This is a genomic window from Pseudomonas sp. Arb-4-2C, from assembly GCF_055755015.1.
The window spans coordinates 5,701,211-5,720,548 of record NZ_CM146899.1 but is presented as its reverse complement, the minus strand read 5'-3'; the positions used below and the strand labels follow the sequence as shown (position 1 = coordinate 5,720,548).

14 protein-coding genes are annotated in these 19,338 nt (G+C 58.9%); 13 read left to right on the top strand and 1 reads right to left on the bottom strand.

The window, feature by feature from the left end; translation table 11 throughout:
• Positions 1 to 5: 5 nt before the first annotated feature.
• The 13 genes from tssM to AC0J41_RS25950 all read left to right on the top strand — a co-directional run bounded on the left by tssM (position 6) and on the right by AC0J41_RS25950 (position 17,770).
• A complete protein-coding gene (gene tssM / locus AC0J41_RS26010) occupies positions 6 to 3,545 on the top strand; it encodes a type VI secretion system membrane subunit TssM (protein WP_025112685.1) in 3,540 nt (1,179 codons plus the stop codon).
• Complete coding sequence (locus AC0J41_RS26005; protein WP_025112686.1) at positions 3,545 to 4,273, top strand: PP2C family protein-serine/threonine phosphatase; 729 nt, start codon at positions 3,545 to 3,547, stop codon at positions 4,271 to 4,273. The genes tssM and AC0J41_RS26005 overlap by 1 nt, the downstream gene beginning before the upstream one ends.
• Entirely contained in the window at positions 4,270 to 5,271 is a 1,002-nt protein-coding gene (locus tag AC0J41_RS26000) for a serine/threonine-protein kinase (RefSeq protein ID WP_025112687.1), read from the top strand. Before AC0J41_RS26005 ends, AC0J41_RS26000 begins: the two co-directional genes overlap by 4 nt.
• A gap of 28 nt (positions 5,272 to 5,299) precedes the next feature.
• Positions 5,300 to 7,615 (top strand): type VI secretion system Vgr family protein, encoded by a 2,316-nt coding sequence (locus tag AC0J41_RS25995; protein ID WP_473013954.1) that lies wholly within the window; start codon positions 5,300 to 5,302, stop codon positions 7,613 to 7,615.
• Entirely contained in the window at positions 7,612 to 9,195 is a 1,584-nt protein-coding gene (locus AC0J41_RS25990; RefSeq protein WP_473013953.1) for a hypothetical protein, read from the top strand. The genes AC0J41_RS25995 and AC0J41_RS25990 overlap by 4 nt, the downstream gene beginning before the upstream one ends.
• Positions 9,196 to 9,202: 7 nt before the next feature.
• On the top strand, positions 9,203 to 10,153 hold the full coding sequence (locus AC0J41_RS25985; protein ID WP_473013952.1) for a PoNe immunity protein domain-containing protein: 951 nt from the start codon (positions 9,203 to 9,205) through the stop codon (positions 10,151 to 10,153).
• A 144-nt stretch (positions 10,154 to 10,297) separates the two neighbouring features.
• Positions 10,298 to 10,759 (top strand): XAC2610-related protein, encoded by a 462-nt coding sequence (locus tag AC0J41_RS25980; protein ID WP_473013951.1) that lies wholly within the window; start codon positions 10,298 to 10,300, stop codon positions 10,757 to 10,759.
• A 20-nt stretch (positions 10,760 to 10,779) separates the two neighbouring features.
• A complete protein-coding gene (locus AC0J41_RS25975) occupies positions 10,780 to 12,135 on the top strand; it encodes a lysozyme inhibitor LprI family protein (RefSeq protein ID WP_473013950.1) in 1,356 nt (451 codons plus the stop codon).
• A 140-nt stretch (positions 12,136 to 12,275) separates the two neighbouring features.
• On the top strand, positions 12,276 to 13,670 hold the full coding sequence (locus tag AC0J41_RS25970) for a TIGR01777 family oxidoreductase (RefSeq protein ID WP_473013949.1): 1,395 nt from the start codon (positions 12,276 to 12,278) through the stop codon (positions 13,668 to 13,670).
• 9 nt (positions 13,671 to 13,679) lie between these two features.
• Complete coding sequence (locus tag AC0J41_RS25965; RefSeq protein ID WP_473013948.1) at positions 13,680 to 16,130, top strand: PEP-utilizing enzyme; 2,451 nt, start codon at positions 13,680 to 13,682, stop codon at positions 16,128 to 16,130.
• Positions 16,131 to 16,198: 68 nt separating this feature from the next.
• Positions 16,199 to 16,648, top strand: a complete 450-nt coding sequence (locus tag AC0J41_RS25960) for a hypothetical protein (RefSeq protein WP_473016035.1) — start codon at positions 16,199 to 16,201, stop codon at positions 16,646 to 16,648.
• Between the two features lie 10 nt (positions 16,649 to 16,658).
• On the top strand, positions 16,659 to 17,057 hold the full coding sequence (locus AC0J41_RS25955) for a hypothetical protein (protein ID WP_473013947.1): 399 nt from the start codon (positions 16,659 to 16,661) through the stop codon (positions 17,055 to 17,057).
• Between the two features lie 329 nt (positions 17,058 to 17,386).
• Positions 17,387 to 17,770 carry a helicase gene (locus AC0J41_RS25950; protein WP_047596805.1) on the top strand — a complete coding sequence of 128 codons (384 nt, stop codon included), beginning with the start codon at positions 17,387 to 17,389 and terminating at the stop codon, positions 17,768 to 17,770.
• 90 nt (positions 17,771 to 17,860) lie between these two features.
• Here AC0J41_RS25950 and AC0J41_RS25945 read toward each other — a convergent pair whose 3' ends face one another.
• Positions 17,861 to 19,261, bottom strand: coding sequence for an aminoacyl-tRNA deacylase and HDOD domain-containing protein (locus tag AC0J41_RS25945; RefSeq protein WP_025112697.1), 1,401 nt, complete (start codon positions 19,259 to 19,261; stop codon positions 17,861 to 17,863).
• Positions 19,262 to 19,338: the final 77 nt, after the last annotated feature.

Sequence of the window (19,338 nt, the reverse complement as noted above, 5' to 3'; positions counted from 1 at the left end):
GTGTGATGAAAAAGTTTTTCAAGAAAGTCGGCGCCTTCCTGCGCCAGACCTGGGTCTGGACTCTGCTGCTGGTGCTGTTCGTGGCACTGCTGGTGTGGTTCGTTGGCCCGTTGTTGGCAGTGGATGACTACAAGTTCTGGGAAAGCGCGACCTCGCGTCTGCTGACCATCAGCGTGCTGTTCCTGATCTGGGGCCTGACCATGGTCTTCGTCAGCTGGCGCGCGGGTATCCGCAAGAAAGCCGTCGAAGAAACCGAAGACGGCCAGGATCGCATCCGTCGTGACGATCTGATCGAAGAAGAGCAGAAAGAGTTGAAGGCGCGGTTCAAGGACGCGCTGAAAACCCTGAAGACCTCGAGCCTGTATCGCGGCCGCAGCGAACGCTGGCGCAACGATTTGCCGTGGTACCTGCTGATCGGCCCGCAGTCCTGCGGCAAGACCAGTCTGCTGGACTTCTCCGGGCTCGAATTCCCGATCAACAAGATCGACCGCAAGCTGACCCGCGACACCCTCGGCACCCGTCATTGCGACTGGTACTTCGCCGACCACGGTGTGCTGATCGACACCGCCGGGCGCTACACCGCGCAGCCGGACGCGGAAGTCGACGGCAGTGCCTGGACCACCTTGCTCGAGCTGTTGCGCAAGCGTCGTCGCGGGCGTCCGTTGAACGGTGTGCTGGTGACCATTCCGGTGGAATCGCTCATCGGTGGCAGCGAGCAGGACATCGACGCCCTGGCGCGCCAGGTACGCGGTCGCCTGCAAGATGTCTATCAGAAGCTGCACGTCGACGTACCGGTGTATCTGGTGCTGAGCAAGGCTGACAAGCTGCTCGGTTTCGACGAGTTCTTCGATCAACTGACCCGCGAAGAAAGCGATCAAGTGCTGGGTACCAGCTTCCGCAAGGATCAGCTCGGCACCGACGTCGCGGTACTGCGCAGCGAGTTCGAAGAGCTGCTGCGTCGCCTGAACAATCAGGTGATCATGCGCATGCACTCCGAGCGCGATACGCAGCGCCGTGGCCGCATCCTCGACTTCCCGCATCAACTGGGGCAGATCGGCGAGCATCTGTGCCTGTTCGTCGACCTGGCGTTCACCGGCAACCGCTACCAGCGCGCGACGCTGCTGCGTGGTTTCTACCTGACCAGCGCTCCGCACCTGACTCAGGAAATGGACGCGACCACCGCCGGCATCGGCGCCAATCTGGGCATGAATGCCGGCGTGCTGCCAACCCTGCGCAGTGGCCGTTCGCGTTTCATCCATCATCTGTTCAGCCGGGTGATTTTCCCGGAGTCCGATCTGGCCGGCCTCGACAAGCGCGAGCGCAGCCGCATCCATTGGGGTCAGCGTGCGTTGTACGTCGGCGCACTGGCTGCACTGGCGCTGTTCGGCATGCTCTGGGCCGGTGGTTTCTCGGCCAACTACGAGCGTCTGGAAAACCTGCGCGCACTGGCGCAGAACTGGACTCAACAGCGTTCGGCGCTGACCCCGCGTGATGACGCGATGGGCGTGCTGAAAACCCTCGACACCAGCTACGCCGCGACTCAGGTGTTCCCGAAAAAGGGCGACGTCTCGTACCACGAGCGGGGCGGTCTGTATCAGGGCGAAGACGTCAATCCGGTGGTCAGGCAGGCCTACGAGCACGAACTCGAAGTGCAACTGCTGCCACGGGTCGCGACGATGCTCGAAGGGCAGATCCGCGCCAACATGAAGGACCGCGAAAAGCTGCTCAACAGCCTGCGCGCGTACCTGATGTTGAACATGAAAGACCGCCGTGACGCCGCGTGGCTCAAGGACTGGGTCGCCACTGACTGGTCGCAGCGCTACACCGGCAACACCGCGGTGCAGAACGGTCTGAACACTCACCTCGAGCGCCTGCTGAAGCAGCCGTTCATCTACCCGCTGAACGATCAGTTGGTGACTCAGGCACGTCAGGTTCTGCGTTCCGAATCGCTGGCCACCGTGGTCTACCGCATGCTCCGCGAGCAGGCGCGCAACCTGCCGGAATACCGTTTCAGCCAGCACCTCGGCCCGCAGGGCTCGCTGTTCATCGGCACCGAATACGTGATCCCGGGGTTCTACACCCAGCAGGGTTATCAGCAGTATTTCTCGGTGCAGGGTTCGGCGCTGGTCACCGACATCCTGCGTGACAACTGGGTGCTGGGCGAAGGTGCGGGCATCAGCGACATGGACTTGCGTCGCCTGATGGTCGAGCTGGAGCAACTGTACTTCCGCGACTACGCCAACTACTGGAGCGAAGCCGTTGGCCAGGTGGCGTTGCCGCCGATCAGCGACGCCGGTGAAGGCGCCGAGCAACTGGCGGGCCTGACTTCGGCCAACTCACCGGTGCTGGCGTTGCTCACTGAAGTGCGCGAAAACACGCGCTTCCCGGCTGCTGCCGATCCGGTGGATGAAGCCGGTGATGCCGCTGATGCACTGGCGGGGCAGAAGGGCAAACTGGGCAAGGTCGGCAAGCTGGCCTCGGCTGTCGCGGACAAAGCCTCGGCGATGAACGTGGCGAAGAACCTGCCGGACACCGCGAAGAAGTCGCTGCAACGTCGTTTCGAGCCGCTGCACCGGTTGCTTGATGACAACAACGGCCCGGCCGCTGACCTGACCCCGGCCCTCAGTGCGCTCAACGACCTGCAACTGCAACTGTCCGGTCTGGCCCGTTCCAGTACGCCGGAACAAGCCGCGTTCGAACTGGCGAAAACCCGCATGAGCGGCCAGCGTGATGCGCTGACCAACCTGCGTGCTGCCTCGGGTCGCCTGCCGCGTCCGCTGAGCGTGTGGTTCAACGTGCTGGCCGAAGACTCGTGGCGCCTGGTGCTCAACGATGCCTACCAATACCTGAACGGCCGTTATCAGAACGAGCTGTACAGCGTGTATGGCAAGACCATCAGCAAGCGTTATCCGTTCAGCGCCAGCAGCACCAGCGACGTGGCGATCAGCGACTTCCGCGAGTTCTTCCGGGCGCAAGGCACCGTCGACCGCTTCTTCGACAGCTACATGCGTCCGTTCGTCAGCGGTGATCCGGGCAACTACCGGATGCGCAGCGTCGACGGCCACAGCCTGCCGGTGTCGAAGATGTATCTGGACCAGATGGCGGCAGCCCTGACGATTCGCCAGAGCTTCTTCTCGATCAACCCGGCCGAGCCGACCGTGCAGTTCAAACTGGAGCCGTACACCCTCGATCCGGCGGTGAGCCGTTCCGAGTTCAAGTTCGGCGACAAGACCATGGAATACCGCCACGGTCCGATCCTGCCAATGACGTTCAAGTGGCCGACCGATGCTGAAGACGGTCGTACCAGCCTGGTGATGGACAAGATGGCGGGGCGTCCGATCGGTATCGAGAAGAACTCCGGCCCATGGTCGCTGTTCCGTCTGTTCGACCTGATGCAGACCGAGTACCTGACCGGTCGCGACGTGTTGGTGCTGAAAGCCGACGTGGGTGGCCTGCGCGCCAACTACCTGCTGACCAGCCAGCGCACGCCGAACCCGTTCGACATGGGCGTATTGCGCACCTTCCGTATGCCGGTGCAGCTCTGATGCTGGTGGCCAGTCCCTGGCGCAGCGCGGCGCGTACCGACCCGGGCAAGGTGCGGGCGCGCAACGAAGATGCCTTCCTCGACAATCCGCAGCAGGGGCTGTGGGTGGTCGCGGACGGCATGGGCGGTCATCAGGGTGGCGACATCGCCAGCCAGTTGATCGTCGCCAGCCTGGCTGAACTGCCGCAGCACGAGGACTTCGACGAACGCCTCAAAGCCATCCGCCAGTGCCTGCACTGGCTGAACCGGCGTTTGGGGCAAGAGTTGACGGTCACCGCCGGGCGTCACGACAGCATCATGGGCAGCACCGTCGTGGCGCTGCTGGTGGAAGGCAATCGCGCGGCCTGCATCTGGGCCGGCGACAGCCGCTGCTACCTGTGGCGTGGGCAGCGGTTGTATCAGCTGTCCAAGGACCATTCGCTGCAGCAGCAACTGATCGACGAGCAACAGATGAGCGTCGAACAGGCCGCTGCGCACCCAGCGGCCCAGGCCTTGACCCGGGCGGTCGGCGCGGCCGAACAACTGACCCTGGATGTCCTCGAACTCGAGGTCTACCCGGGCGATGCGTTCCTGTTGTGCAGCGATGGTTTGTACCAGGGCCTGAGCAGCGATGCCCTTGGCAACGCCCTCAGCCTGAGTGCGCCGCACGTGGCGCTGGAGCGTCTGTTCGATGGTGCCCTGCGTGGCGCCGCCCGGGACAACCTGACTGCCGTGGTGATCCGCCAATGAGTGAAATCGAATCGTCAGTCGATGACTTGCTGATGAGCGAAGATCAGGCCAACAACCTGACCTACTTCGCCTTCGCCAAGGCAAACAACGCCGAGCCTTTGCTGGCGCCCACCAAGGCCAGCATCGGTGCATTGCCGGACGTACTCGCCGGCCGCTACCACCTCGAGCGTCTGCTCGGGGCAGGCGGCATGGGCGCCGTTTACCGGGCGCGGGATCTGCTGCACGAGCAGTTCGGCGATCCCGATCCTTACATCGCGCTGAAAATCCTCAGCGAAGAATTTGCCGAGTCGCCGGACGCCAGCGCCTTGCTCTACAGCGAGTTCGCCCTGACCCGACGCCTGCGCCACGACAATGTCGTGCGTGCACACACTTTTGAAGTCGACACCGACTGCCAGCGGGCCTTCATCACCATGGAATACATGCGTGGCCTGACCCTGGACAAATTGCTCTGCGAGCGGCCCCTCGGCCTGCCGTGGAAAGAAACGCGCGACATCGCGCTGCCGCTGCTCGATACGCTGGCCTATGCCCACCGTCGTGGCGTGCTGCATGGAGACATGAAACCGAGCAACGTCATGCTCAGCGAAGACGGTCTGCGCCTGTTCGACTTCGGTCTCGGCCAGGCAGACGCGGGCGTGTTGCCCGGCCTGCCGCACCTGAGCCGCGAACGCTTCAACGCCTGGACCCCGGGCTACGCCGCCCCCGAACTGCTTGAGGGCCAACCGTTGTCGGCCAGCGCGGACGTGTACGGCGTGGCCTGCGTGATTTATGAACTGGCGAGCGGCAAACACCCGTTCCGCCGCTTGCCCTCGACCCAGGCCCGCGACGAGCACCTGGAGCGCGAGCTGCAAGCCCCGGCGAATCTGCCAAAACACGGCTGGCCAGCGCTGAAAACCGCGCTGAGCTTCAATGCGGCAGATCGCACCATCACTGCCGATCAATTGCGTGACGCCTTGGGCGCCACTTCGTCCTGGCTGCAACGGTTGCGACTTCGGGCGTAACGGACGACATTCGAACAGGGAGCACTTTATGTTCAACCCAGCTAACGAAACCCACTTCAGCCTCAAGGTCGAAGACTACGTGGGCGACCTGCAAGTGCTGTCGTTCACCGGCACCGAAGGCATCAGCCAGCCGTTTCGTTTCGACCTCGAACTGGTCAGCGAAAACCCCGATCTGGACCTGGAAAAACTCCTGCACAAGCAGGCGTTTCTCGCATTCGATCCACAGGGCTCAGGCATCCATGGCCAGATCTACCGCGTCGCCCAAGGCGATGCCGGCAAACGCCTGACCCGCTACAAAGTCTCGCTGGTGCCGCAACTGCAATACCTGCATCACCGCACCAACCAGCGCATCTACCAGCAGATGTCGGCGCCGAAAATCATCGCGCTGATCCTCGACGAACACGGGATCAAGGGCAACGCCTACAGCTTCCAGCTGAGCCAGCCGTGCCCGGATCGCGACTACTGCGTGCAGTACGACGAAACCGATCTGCACTTCGTCCAGCGCCTGTGCGAGGAGGAGGGCATTCACTACCACTTCCAGCACAGCGAAAAAGCTCATCTGCTGGTGTTCGGCGACGACCAGACCGTGTTCCCCGACCTCGGGCAGCCAACCGCGTACGTGCAAGGCAGCGGCATGGTCGCTGAAGAACCGGTGATCAAAGGTTTCAAACTGCGCCTGGAAACCCGCACCAGCCGCACCACGCGCCGCGACTACGACTTCGAAAAACCGCGCCTGCAAATGGAAGCGGCGTATAAACCGGATGGTGCTTGCGACAGCGAAAACAGCGAACCGGATCTGGAAGACTACGACTACCCGGGCCGCTTCATCGACCGCGCGCGCGGCAAGTTCCTCAGCCAGCGCGCCCTCGAACGCCACCGCGCCGACTACCGCCAGGCCGAAGGTCGCGGCGACCAGACCAAACTGGTCAGCGGCCACTTCATGGCCATGTCCGACCACCCGCGCAGTGAGTGGAACGACCTGTGGCTGCTCACCGAAATCTTCCACGAAGGCAAACAGCCGCAAGTCCTCGAAGAAGGCGTGACCAGCGACACCACCGACAACAAGGACGACTTCCACCAGGGTTACCGCAACACCTTCCTCGCCACCCCGTGGGACGTGTTCTACCGCCCGGCCCTCGAACACCCGAAACCGCGCGTGCTCGGCAGCCAGACCGCCATGGTCACCGGCCCCAAGGGCGAAGAAATCCACTGCGACCAATACGGCCGCATCAAGGTGCAATTCCACTGGGACCGCGAAGGCCTGGCCGACGACAAGACCAGTTGCTGGCTGCGCGTCTCCAGCTCCTGGGCCGGCGACCGCTACGGCGCCATCTCCATCCCGCGCGTCGGCATGGAAGTCCTCGTCACCTTCCTCGAAGGCGACCCCGACCAACCACTGGTCACCGGCTGCCTGTACCACAAGGAAAACCCGGTGCCGTACGCCCTCCCGGCGAACAAGACCCGCAGCGTCTTCAAAACCCTCAGCTCCCCGGGCGGCGGTGGCTACAACGAACTGCGCATCGAAGACAAAAAAGGCGCCGAACAAATCTTCATCCACGCCCAGCGCGACTGGGATGAAAACGTCGAACACGACCAGAAAATCCGCGTCGGCAATGAACGCCACGACACTGTGGTGAAGAACACCTACACCGAACTGAAGGCTGAAGAACACCGAACCACCATCAGCGACCGCAAGATCGAAGCACGGATGGATGACCACCTGACTATTGGTGAGAGCCAGCATGTGAAGCTCGGGACTGCGCAACTGACCAGTGCCGGGAAAGAGATACACATCAAGGCTGGGGACAAGATTGTCATTGAGGCGGGGACTGAGCTGACGATTCTCGGCGGCGGCAGTTTCATCAAGCTGGATGGCGGTGGTGTGACGGTGGTTGGGCCGGTGGTGAAGATTAATGCGGGTGGTGCTGCTGGAACTGGTTCAGGAATTGGTATCAAAGTTCCGGGGTTGCCCGGATTGGCTGACGCAGCGAAAGCGGGAGCGGTGCTGGAGGCGGGGAAGGCGAATCCGACTTGGCTTGAGTTGAATTTGCACCAAAGTAATCTTGAACCTGTTCCTGGAGCCTCTTACCGAGTCGAGTTTTCAGATGGGTCGAGCCGTGAAGGTATCCTGGACACCAAGGGGTTCGCTCGGTTGGAGGACGTGCCACCTGGCCCGATTGAAGTTTATTACGGTGAAGACCCGAGGCCCTTTGATCGTGAGTCAGTCAAGGTAGTTGAGAGTTCCGATGACAAGGTCAATTCAGACCTGCAAAAACTTGGGCTGGATCCCGCTCAAGTTGATTTACAAGCACTGATTGAGCAAGCCGCAGGGAGGCTGAAATGACTGAGGATTTAAAAACGACGAACGCTGCTGGAGACGAAGATCGTAAAGCCGCTTATCAAGAGGCCGCTGTTGAACTGGCAAAAGGGATTGCTTTGGGGGCAGTGCCATTCCTAGGCCAAGCCATTGATGCTTACGATACCGTGGAGTCCTCCATTGATCTCTACAATGCTGGAACTGCAGAGAGTAAAGAGGACGCAAAGTTTGATTTGCTGATGGCTGTCATCGGTTGGATTCCCGGTCCGGGTGACGGACTCAAGAAGAGTTTGCGTATAGTCAATCGCGACCCTCAGCGTTTTGCGCCAGTATTATTTGATCTCCTGCGTTTCGTGTTAGATGAATGTGGTGTAAAAACAAGTCCAGAAGAATTGCTAAAGCAAATTTTTGATGCCTCAAAGTTGCGCGCAGAGTTGGACGATATTATCAGCGGAGTGAAAGGGTCCTCTACTTATAAAAGTTTCCCTGCTTGGACTCAATCTACTATCGTTACTGTGCTTGCTACTGCACGTGACAATATGCCTGAGATGATAGGGATTGTTGAGAAGCGTTTGCTTAAGTGGAAAGGGATGCAGCGCAATAGTTCGGCTATGGCATCGGGCTCAAGTAAGTCGGCCAAAGGTCATAAGCCAGCGGGTAAAGATCCCGCAGTTGCAACGCAAGGTAAGAGCGGCGCAAGTGAAACTCGACCTAACTCTATAGATAAAAACAAAACAGAAAAGAAGAGTTACCACATCTCCAACGAGGGCTTGGGTGTAAGCGGAGAACACATCGCCGACTACATTTGCGCAGTGGAGTTTGGTTGGGGTAAAGATTGGGATGGCCATGATAAGGGAGCTGACGGAAAATGGCTAGAAGGGAAACCAAGCGCAAGTAAACTGGGTAAGCTCTCTAAAGGTGGGAGCCCGAAAAGTCACAATATTCTTTATAAGTTGTCGGACCCTGCTAACGGCACGGGCATCGACGCAGTGTGGAGAGCAGATCCCGCGACGAACGCAGGAAGAAAATTTGCCATTATCGAGGCAAAAGCGAGCAAGAACGAGGATGCTCCAAAATTTTTGAGGAAGCCAAATAATACCCGTAAGCCGAGCATTAATTCAAAACTTGGTGTTTCCGGAGAACCTCAATTGAGCAATCTTCTGGAGCCTATTGAAGAGGCCAAGGATGATAATGATCGTACGGGAAAAGCTGCCGGAAAAAATCGATCAAAGGTATCTGGTAAAAAATCCGCTGATAATACATCTGAGAAGGCTACGAAACCCTCTAAAGCCCAAAAGAACGACTTGATGGTTCAGATGAGTAAAGAGTGGATATCAAAAAATTTGAGGGACGCTGTGGGAGTTACGATGACTAGAGAGATTCTTGATTCTTACTCAAGGCATCTGTTTTTTTCTCCGTTGTATCATCTTTCGGGAAGCCCGGAGGAGCATGCTACAGCACTTCTTAGTGGATCTCCTGAATCCAGCCATGCGAAGCATGCCGCATTTCACTATGGTGAGGATGAGGTAAAGCAAGCTGTGAATAGGCGAAAAAAATCGCTGGCGAAAAAACATGGTGCACTAGATTCTTTGCGGCTTGAGGTTTAAATAGAAAATGAATAGAAGGCAGCCGTTTATTACAGAGGCGTATTATAAAAACCTTGTTGGCTTTTATGATTCTTCGGAATCTTATTGGAGTACTCACAATCTGGAAGAGGATTTTCCGGGTCAGGAAGCATCTTTGAAAGCCTTTGAGGTTAAACAGGATTCTCTCGGCGCTTTGATAATAAAATATACAGCTGGTGAACCGGTTTCAGAGTTGTATGAGCCGCTTGAAAGAGTCGTGCGAAGTTTCGAGATGTATCAAAAGGCCTTGGCTGATTATGAGGGCGTACCTAATATATCGCCACTGGATCTTGAAGAGTCTCCAACCGATTTTGAAGAGTTTGTCCAGGTGGCCAGCCTGTGCATACTTTTGCATCGAAATGATCTTTTGGCCAGATTTGTACATTTGACAGATGCAGCGGGTTTTAATAGTGAGGATACTCTTTACGAAGATTTGCTACGTAAAAACTTAGCAGGAAGGGCTGATATAGATGAGTGGTTTCACCCAGTATATACGAAGCTGATCAGGTCAATTTATGCCTCTAGCAAAACTGAGGCCTCTAAGCTTTTGAATGAGTATTGCGGTCAGTGGTATGAGTCTTTTGGTGACCTCCGGGCGAGTTGGCATGACTCGCATTTAAGTATTGATGGTGATGATGGTAGCTACTTTGGGTACTGGGCCTTTGAAGCAGGTGCTATTGCATTTCTTTATGGGATTGACGATAGCAAAATAGATCATATGGTTTATCCGAAGGACTTGGTTGAGTATGCTAGAAATTATACCGGTTCGAGCATCTTGCAGATTGGTCGAGTTGACTCGGGGCAGCCATGTACTAAACAAGGTTATTGGTTTACTCCTGCACAAGCTAACTCCCGCCGATACTTCAAGCAGGGCGAAATTATGCCGAATGTAGATGATTCGCGATGGGGCGATACGATTTGGTACTGGTCAGGAGAGTAGAGGTTTAATAAATGAACTGGGCACAGACCACTTTTCAGTAATTGTCAAAAAACGTGGTCTGTCCCTGAGGGATCCAGCTTCGAAGTCAGCACCAGTGCTGACTCCACTCCAGAGTCCGGATGCAGGTGGGAGTAGGGCGAGCACATGCAATTCAAAACTCTAGCGGTGTCACTGCTCGGCCTGATGTGGACGATGCCGGCGTTAGCCGAAACCACCACGTTCAGCCCAACCAAAGGCGTCGACGCGACGCTGGTTCTCGAAGGCTCCAAGCTGAACATCGCGGTTAAAACCGAAACGCACAGCGAGTCGCGAACAATCGCTTTTGAAACCGAGAACGAACTCCATGCGCAGTTCGATGATTTCAATTTTGACGGCGCCAAGGATTTCGCGATCTGGCAGCTCGATGACGGCATGGGCACTTACGACTACTACCGGGTGTTCATTTATCAAGCCAAAACCGGCACGTTCGAAGAGTTGCAGCCGGACTGCGGCGATGGCTTCGTTAACCTGCGCGTCGACAAAAAACGTAAAGCGTTGCTCAGCACTTACTGGGAAATGAACCTACCCAAGCAATGCGTCACCCGGTTCGCCAAGCGCAAAACCTGAATGACTCAAGGATGAACACAGTGAACCGTTTCGTTTTTACCCTGCTGGCCATGCTGCTGCCGGTTTCAGTGGCGTATGCGCAGGATGACTGCAGCCATGTCACCTCAAGCCTGGAAATGGTGCCCTGCTCGGAGGTGGCGAAGAAGGCTGCAGATGCGCAGTTGAATGTCAGCTATAAGCAGTTGATGTCGCGGCTTGAGTCTGACTATCGAACAGATCCGGCGTTGGGTGCGGAGTACGCGGCGAAGGTCAAGGAGTCGCAGCGTGCGTGGCTGAAATTGCGTGATGCGAACTGTCCGTTGGAGGCGTTCGAGATCGAGACCGGGATGCCGGCACATGTGTTCGCCGTCAACTCGTGTGTCGCCAGAATGAGCCGCGAGCGTTCGGCGTATCTGGACAAGATTGTCCCTGCTCTTGCAGCCGATAAGAGCACTTCAACGGCGCCGGCCAGCGGCGCGTGTCCTTCGGAGGAGTTCGCTCCCTTCCTGACGGCGTTTTCCGCCAACAGCGAATCTCAACGCCGTCTCACGGCGATGACGGTCAAATCGATGGTGTTGAAACCGGTAGCGGGAAAGGATCGAAGTACCTTTGAGCCTTCGACCTCGGGTGTCAGTGGAGCTACTTTCACCTATCCGCTGATGGCTGCAATCACGCCCGGCAAGACTCCTGGAGTCGAGATTGAAGAAGTGGACGACAGTCACGTCAATGTGGTGGATAAGCGAGCGGGCAACAGCAATGTGAAAGTCTTCAACTTCTCTCGTCAGGCATGTTGGGTGCTTGAGGGGATTGAGGATTGGTCGATCAGTGAGAGGGACCTTATCGCAACACGTAATCCCGGCATGAGCCGCGCCGAGAACTTCTGTGAACAACGTGCTGAAGCTTTAGGAGGGCTGGGATTTCTTGAGCAATATCCGCTGACTGTGGAGTTGATTGAGGCGTCTCTGGAAAATTATGTATGTGCTGCAGAGTCGGGTGATGCGAAGGCGAGCCTGTCGGCGGCACGCCTGAGCCTTTCGCAGATGGCCTCTCAGCTGGAAACCAACAAGGTTGAGGCGTTGTTCAAAGCGGCCTCGAAAATACCAAGTGGGGCTTTGGGCTATGCCACGTTTCTTTGTTCAGGAAACTCCACCGACTATAACGGCCCTTGCCTTCATCCCGAGCAGGCAAAAGAGCAGGTCATTCGGGCGATCACCATGGGTTCCACAGACGCGATGAGTTATCTGGCTTCTACCTTTGAGGGTGGCGAGTTGGGAACTAAGGATATATCCCGAGCGTTAGCCTGTTATCAGATGGCGGCTGACAAAGGTGATCAGTCGAGCATCGACAGTGTGAAGCGATTGGGATCGCAGCCGATCAAGGCCAGTCAGTGCATTTGAAGTTCGGGGTGATGTTTGATGAGCTTCCGCACGTGTTGAGTCTGAGTCCGTCACGCTCAAACGTTTAATACCTGAGCATCTGACGATCGCGATTTTCCTTTAAACTCCCCACCCCCCAAGGAATGCGCTCAGGACACGGAATGCCAGCCCCCTCTTTCTCTCTTCGCTCCGCGATGGTGCTTTGGCTGTATGCCGCCGCGATCGTACATGTGCTCGCCGGCATCACCCTGACTTGGGCCGGGCATTCCGGTTTACTCGACGGCTATCTGCACGTTCTCGAACTGTCGTTCTGGGGCGCAGATGCAGTCCCCTCCGCCGGTCACGAACAGCAGGTCTGGTGGCTCGCGCTGTTCGGCGCGACGCTGCAAAGTTATTCGCTGTACATGCTCGCGCTGGTGCACCTGGGCAATCGCTTGAAAACCCCGGCAGTGTGGGGCTGGTTGATCGCCGGCATCCTGTTATGGGCGCCGCAGGACATGTGGCTCTCAGCGCAACAACAGGTTTGGTCGCACCTTTGGCTCGACGGTTTTGCGTTGCTGGTGTTGTTGCCGCCGCTGATGTGGCTGTATCGCCATGACCGCCGAAAATCCCCTTCATTAAAGACTCCGAGCACATCCAACCCGTTTGTTGGCAGCGTTTTCAAACGCGTACTGATCACCGGCGGCACAGGGTTTATAGGTGAAGCTTTAGTCCACCAATTACTCGATGCCGGTCATTCAATTAGCGTTCTAACGCGTGATCCGCTGAGCGCCGCCACCTTGTTCAACGGCCGCGTCCGCTGCGTGCACTCGCTCAGCGAACTCAGCCGCGACGAAGCCTTCGACGCAGTGATCAATCTCGCCGGCGCCCCCGTCGCCGGCCCACGCTGGACTCCTGAACGTCAGGCGCAACTGCTCGCCAGCCGAGTCGGCACCACCGAAGCACTGATGACCTGGCTGAAAAACACCAAGCACAAACCAAAGCTATGGATTCAAGCCTCGGCCATCGGTTTCTACGGCGTGCGCGATGCCTGCGAAAACCTCGACGAACACGCCAGCAAGGGCGACGGTTTCATGGCCGAACTCTGCGCGCGTTGGGAATCCTCCGCGCAACCGGCCGCCGAGTTTGGTGTGCGTCAGGTGGTGCTACGCCTCGGCGTGGTGTTCGGTCCCGGCGGTGCGTTGACACCGTTGCTGCTGCCGTTCCGCCTGGGTTTCGGTGGTCGGATGGGTGACGGTCAGCAGATCATGAGTTGGGTGCACCGCGACGATGTGCTTAAGGTGATCGCGCGGGCGTTCAACGACGACAGTCTGCGCGGGACCTACAACATGGTGGCACCGGAAACGGTCAGTCAGGCAGTGTTCGCCGAGCAGGCCGGCAAGGTCCTCAAGCGTCCGGTGTGGTTCCATATTCCCGCCGCGCCAGTGCGAGCTTTAGCAGGAGAGATGGCGCAGTTGTTCTTCGACGGTCAGCGCGTGGTACCGCAGCGTTTGACCGAGGCTGGCTACACGTTCCGCTATCCAACCCTCGACGCCGCTCTGCGCGATCTGGCCTGAGGATCGCCCATGAGCAAGCCCTTGATGTACCTGCTGGCCGGCAACGGCAGCGCCGCCGATTGGTGGGATGACGCGCTGCCGCACTTCCAGCGCTACGATGTGGTGCCGCTGGAGTTGCCGGGCTTCGGCGCCAATCCGCAGCCGCCCTGCGAGGATCTCGCGGACTACGCGCATACCTTGCTGGCGATGACGCAGCAGGGCAGCGCGATCATGGCGGTGGGGGTCAATGCCTTGCTTGTGCTGCATGCGTTGCAACGTCGGCCCGGGCACTTTTCCCGCAGCGTTTTGTTGGCACCAGTCGGGGCGTTTTTGTGGCAGCGGCGGTTGCCTGCCCTGATGTCGCCGCTGCCGATCCGCAAGACCATTCACTGGCTGCTGTCGAACAAACCCACGCTGTTTGCGCGCAAGTTTTCCAACCAGACGTGGACGCCTGCGCAGTACCAGCGCATGGGCGCCGGTTATGCGCGCTGCCGTGCGTTTGTGCCGCACTGGGATCTGATTCGCGCCGACACTGCGCTGCCGCTGCTGGAGTGGATCACCGATCCGGTCGAGCTGGTTTGGGGCGATCAGGATGCCGTGCTGGGCATCGAGCAGGCGGCGGCGTGGTCGGCGATTCTGGCCCGCGCTGATCTGACTATCAGTCTCAAACCCGGTTGGGGCCATTACCCGTGGATCGACGCGCCGGCCGAATTTGCCGCGTGGCTGGAGTCCGGCGAGCGTGGTTTTGTCGCGCACACCAAGGGCGGCCGTTTGCGTCTGGCGGAGCTTGCCCGGCAACCGGTGCCGGCGGCGCTGACCCTTAATGATTGCGATGATCCGCGTCTGTCAGCGTTTCTCGCCGCCCTACCTGACGTGACCTGGGCGGTGCGCTCCTCCAGTTATGGCGAGGATCAGGCCGATTCGGCGAATGCCGGTTTGAGTACCACCTATCTGCGCGAGCCGACCGCCAATGTGCCGAAACGCATTGCCGAACTGACGGCCGAAGGCGTCGAGGAAGTGGTGGTGCAACGCTTCATCACGCCGGTAGTGTCCGGGATCGCCTTCCTGCGCCATCTCTCGGTAGAACTGGAGTGGGTTGAAGGCCATCTCGAATCGCTGGCCGATGGTCACGTCAGCCCTTCACAGACAACACTTTCGCGGCTCGGCAATGCGTGGCGCAGCGGCAAGTTCACGGCGTCCAACGGTTTGACCGAAGCGCTGCTGTGGGACTTTCTGCAAGACGTGTTGCGCGTGTTCCACTACGTGCCCGGCGACGTCGAATGGGCCTGGGACGGCGCGCAACTGTGGCTGCTGCAATACCGGCCGATCAGCGATTACGGCTGGCGCCGGCACCTCACAGCCGCCAACATCGCGGAGATCCTGCCGCCGCAACCGAGCGTGCTGGTGGAATACGCCCAGCGCCGCGCGGCAGCGAGTATCCCGGCGATCATGGCGCGCTGGGATGCGCGGGTGTTGCAGGACAACGAGCCGTTTACCGCAGTGTTCGGCGGTGCGTCCTACATCAACAATGACCTGTTTCTCGCCCGACTCGCCGACTGGGGCATCAGCGCCAGTAACTACGCTGGTGAAGTCGGCGGCGCGACGCCGCATTTGCCTTGGCAACCATTGAAGATGCTGCGTTCGCTGCCGCTGTTTTTGCGCATGCAGCGCAATGCTCGCGGCCATTTGCTGAACCTTGAAAACGGCTTGCAGCGCTTCGATCAGGAACTGGCCGAACTCGTCGCCCAAGCTGCCGATGGCCAGCAATTGGCAGATTGGTTCACGCGGTTCTATGTGTTCGTGGTGCAAGGCAACCTGTGCATCGCCACGGCGCTGGCCAGCAGTGGCGGCGACTGGCTGGGCCGCCCGCCGACCGCGTACGACAATCTGGAAAACAGTCCTCATCGATTGCCGTGGGAAACCGATCCGGCCACCCCGCGACCCGCGTCGAGCGAACTGCCGCTACAGCCATTCCCGCAATGGTCCGGGTTGATCCGCCTCGCGCACTCGGCTGGCCTGCCGGGCCTGCGTGGCTACTACCTGCAAGTGCGCGAGTGGTATCGCGACAATCTGATGCGCATCTTCTTCCGCCTGCACCACGCCATGCCGCTGGCGGATCGCGAGCACTGGTTTGCGCCGCATCCGGACGTGCGTACCCGCGATGGCAGCTTCTGGCAGGACGGTTGTGAAGGCGCTGAGCAGGCGATCGGATTCATGATTTATCCGGGGCAGGTGCAAGGTGTACTTGGCGAGGACATCTTGCTGGAGGACACCCTCGATCCGGGCCGTCACGCGCACTATCAGGCCGCGCGGGCGGTGATTGCGCGGATGGGTGGACGGTTGTCTCACGGCTCGACGTTGCTGCGCGAGTTGCGCAAGCCGTCGGCGGTGATGCCGCAGGTGGATCCGGCGTGGGTGGGGTGTGAGGTGGTGTATCGGGATGGTGAACTGGAATTGATGAATTCAAAGGATATGAAGTGAAGCGACAGTTGTTGTGTACGCGTTGGCTGTCGATGGCGGCGGTTAGTCTCTTGGCGGTTTCGGCAACCATGGCATTTGCTGCCGAACCGGTGTTCAACGACTACCGCGTTTCAGGCGTTTTCAGCGGCACTCACCATGAACTCGTGCCACAGGAAAGCAGCAGCCCGGGGATGGACAGTGCACGAGCGAAGGCCTTGAAAGGCAAGGTCAACTTCGCCGGCCATTTCATCCTTCACCAGCTCGGTTGCGGCGGTGGCGCCATCTGCGCCGAGGTGCTCGATGCGCGCACCGGAGAAGTCGTCGGCGGGCTGCCGAATGCCTATGACGGCAGTACGTTCGCCATGCTCTACCAACCCGACAGCCACCTGATCTTCATCACCGGAATCACCCTCGACGGTGAAGAAGACGTTCAGGGCAATTCACTGGAAAGCATCAACCGGAATCGCTACTACGAATTTGTGAACAACGAATTCCGCCTGCTGACGATGACCGACGCGCAATCGCCGACGCTTGAATAAGGATGATGGGATGAACCGTTTTTTAATTCCGAGCCTGCTGAGCGTGCTGCTGCTTTTGCCTTTCGCCCTGCCGGCGAGTGCCAGTGAAAGCAGTTGCTACGGCTACCTCACTGAAATGGTCAGGAGCAGCGACTTCCCGTTTCGGTATGTCGACAAGGACAAGGTCAATCTGCTGATTGATGAGGATGACGGAGAAAAGGTGCGCGCCCAACTGTTCTTTGACACCGATGGCACGGGGACCATTGGCTGGGTCAAATACACCCCCGCGACACGCGTATTGCTCAATACCTCGGCCGAACTGGACGAACCGATGGCATTGTCATTCGATGCCAAGCTTGCGGACGGCTATGCGAAATGCGTGGCTAGACAACCGCGCTCGGCGAAATGCCATCAACGGATGTGCACCTGAACCGGACTTGCACGTCCGAGTCGCCGATTTTGCGGCGACACACAGAGGCTATCGACGAACTGCCAACCTGCCTGGTTCATGGGTATCCCGGCACTTTGCAGGAAATTTCCCATAGGTTTGCAGGCTGGAAGATCAAAAGATCGCGGCCTTCGGCACCTCCTACAGGTATATGTTTCAACAGGTGTAGGACGTTGGGTGCAGAAGCGTGACTTGGCGGTCATCGTGCAGGAAATAGCCAGCATCATCTCCCAATATCGTCAGATAGTGGCGTTATCTCCCGAATCCCTTACACTTCCCCGGCCGTTCATTTTCCTTTTGAGGCTGTGCGCATGAAATTTCGTTTTCTTCTGTGGATGATGGGTTTGTTGATGGGTAAGGCCAGTCGGACAAATCCTGCGTTCCAGCAGCAGTTGGGTGACAAGGATCTGGTGTTTCAGCTGCAGACGCTGGACGGGAAAGTGGCGCGGCATTTCGTGGTGAAGAATCAGCGCATCACCAGCAAGTCTGGCGTGGTGGCAGAGCCGGCGTTTGCGATTGCGTTCAAGGATGCGGGTTATGCCTTTGCCACGATGCAGGCGAAGAACAAGCAACTGGCGTTTATGCAGGGGATTCAGGACAAGTCGATCCAGCTCAAGGGGAATCCGGCGCTGGTGATGTGGTTTCAGGGGTTGATGAAGTATTTGAAGCCTAGGAAGGCCAAGCCGAAGGCTTGATGCGGTCTGTTGGATCGAGGTGGATTTTTCGCGAGCAGGCTCGCTCCCACAGGGGTTGTGTAAAACCTGGGGGAGCGGGCCTGTTTGCTTTTAGGCCTGGCTGAACTGCGAGGCCAGTTCGCGCAGCAGAACTTCGGCTTCGAGGACTTTGCTGACGACGTCGTTGGCTTTGTCGCGGCTCAGGCCGACGCGGTCGAGCAGGGCGTCGGGAATGTCTTCGTCGGGGCCGGAGCCGATGCCGCGGCTGCGCAGCAGGCGTACGGCCAGGCAGACGAGGTTCGGGTATTCGGCGTAGGCGCCGTCGTAGCTTGGGTCGTGCTGGAAGCGCAGGGCGGTGGCCAGTTCATCCGGCATGTCCCAGTAGCGCATCAGCCACGAGCCGATCTGTTCGCGGCTGATGCCCAGCAGGTGCTGCTCGATGTAGCTGTGGCACAGGTGCGGGTTGACCTCCAGGTGGCGGCAGATCAGCGAGAAGTGCGGCGGGAACACGTGGGCCAGCAGCAGGTAGCCGAAGTTGTGCAGCAGACCGGCGAGGTAGGTCAGGCCGGCTTCTGGGCGCTGGGCACGCGGCATCGCGCGGGTCAGGCCTTCGATCACGGCGGCGGTGTAGATCGATTGCTGCCAGTACGGCGTGGTGTGTTGCGGGTGGTCTTTGGGCAGGCTCAGGGTCTTGCCGAGGGCCAGGCCCAGCGCCAAATTGATCACCAGATCGAAGCCGAGTACGCGAACGATCGCGTCTTCCACCGAACGGATCTTGCCCGGCGAAGCGTAGTACGGCGACGCCGCCCAGCTCACCACCTGCGCAGCCAGCGCCGGGTCGGTTTCGACGACGCCGGTGATGTCGTCGATGGTGGCGTTCGGGTCGACGCGCAGCTTGATGATTTTTTGCGCAGTCTCGGCCAGCGGCGGAATCTCGATGGTCGCTTCCAGGCGCTGCTGGATCCGGCGCGCGGTGAACGCTTGCACGGCCTGGGTGATTTCCTCGCGGTCATCGTCGGGGCGGTCGAGGTTCGGGCGGATGCTGCTCAGGGCTTCGCCAAAGTTGGCGGCGCTGGCCTTGGTCAGCATGGTTTTGAAGTCTTCGCTGGCGATTTCCAGCAACAGGCCCGGCTCGCCGGAGTTGATCAGCAACTTTGGCTCGCGCAGCAGGCTTTCTTCGTAGAGGCACGGCGAGCTGGTCAGCGCCGGCAGGCCCGGCAGCAGGCTCAGGCTGTGTTTGCCGAGCATCTTTTCCAGGCGCTCGGTGGACACGGCGGTCAGGCGACGGCCAGTCAGTTCGGCGAGGCGGTTGAGGTCGAGCAGCTGGCTCTGTGGAAACAGCACCATCAGCGCGCCGACGGCATCGTCCAGCAACACGGCTTGTACTTTGCGCGAGGCATTGAGGCCGTGGTGGTCGAGCACTTCTTCGTAGGCGATACCCAGCTTGCCGAGCAGCAGCCGAATTACAGACGGCGCGTGCGGGAGTTCGGGGGCGAGAGCTGCGTCAGTCATGGTGTGTATCCGTTTTTGAAACAATGGCAGGAGTATAACCAGCTCTGTCGGAACGAGCTGTCAGAAACTGCGACGGT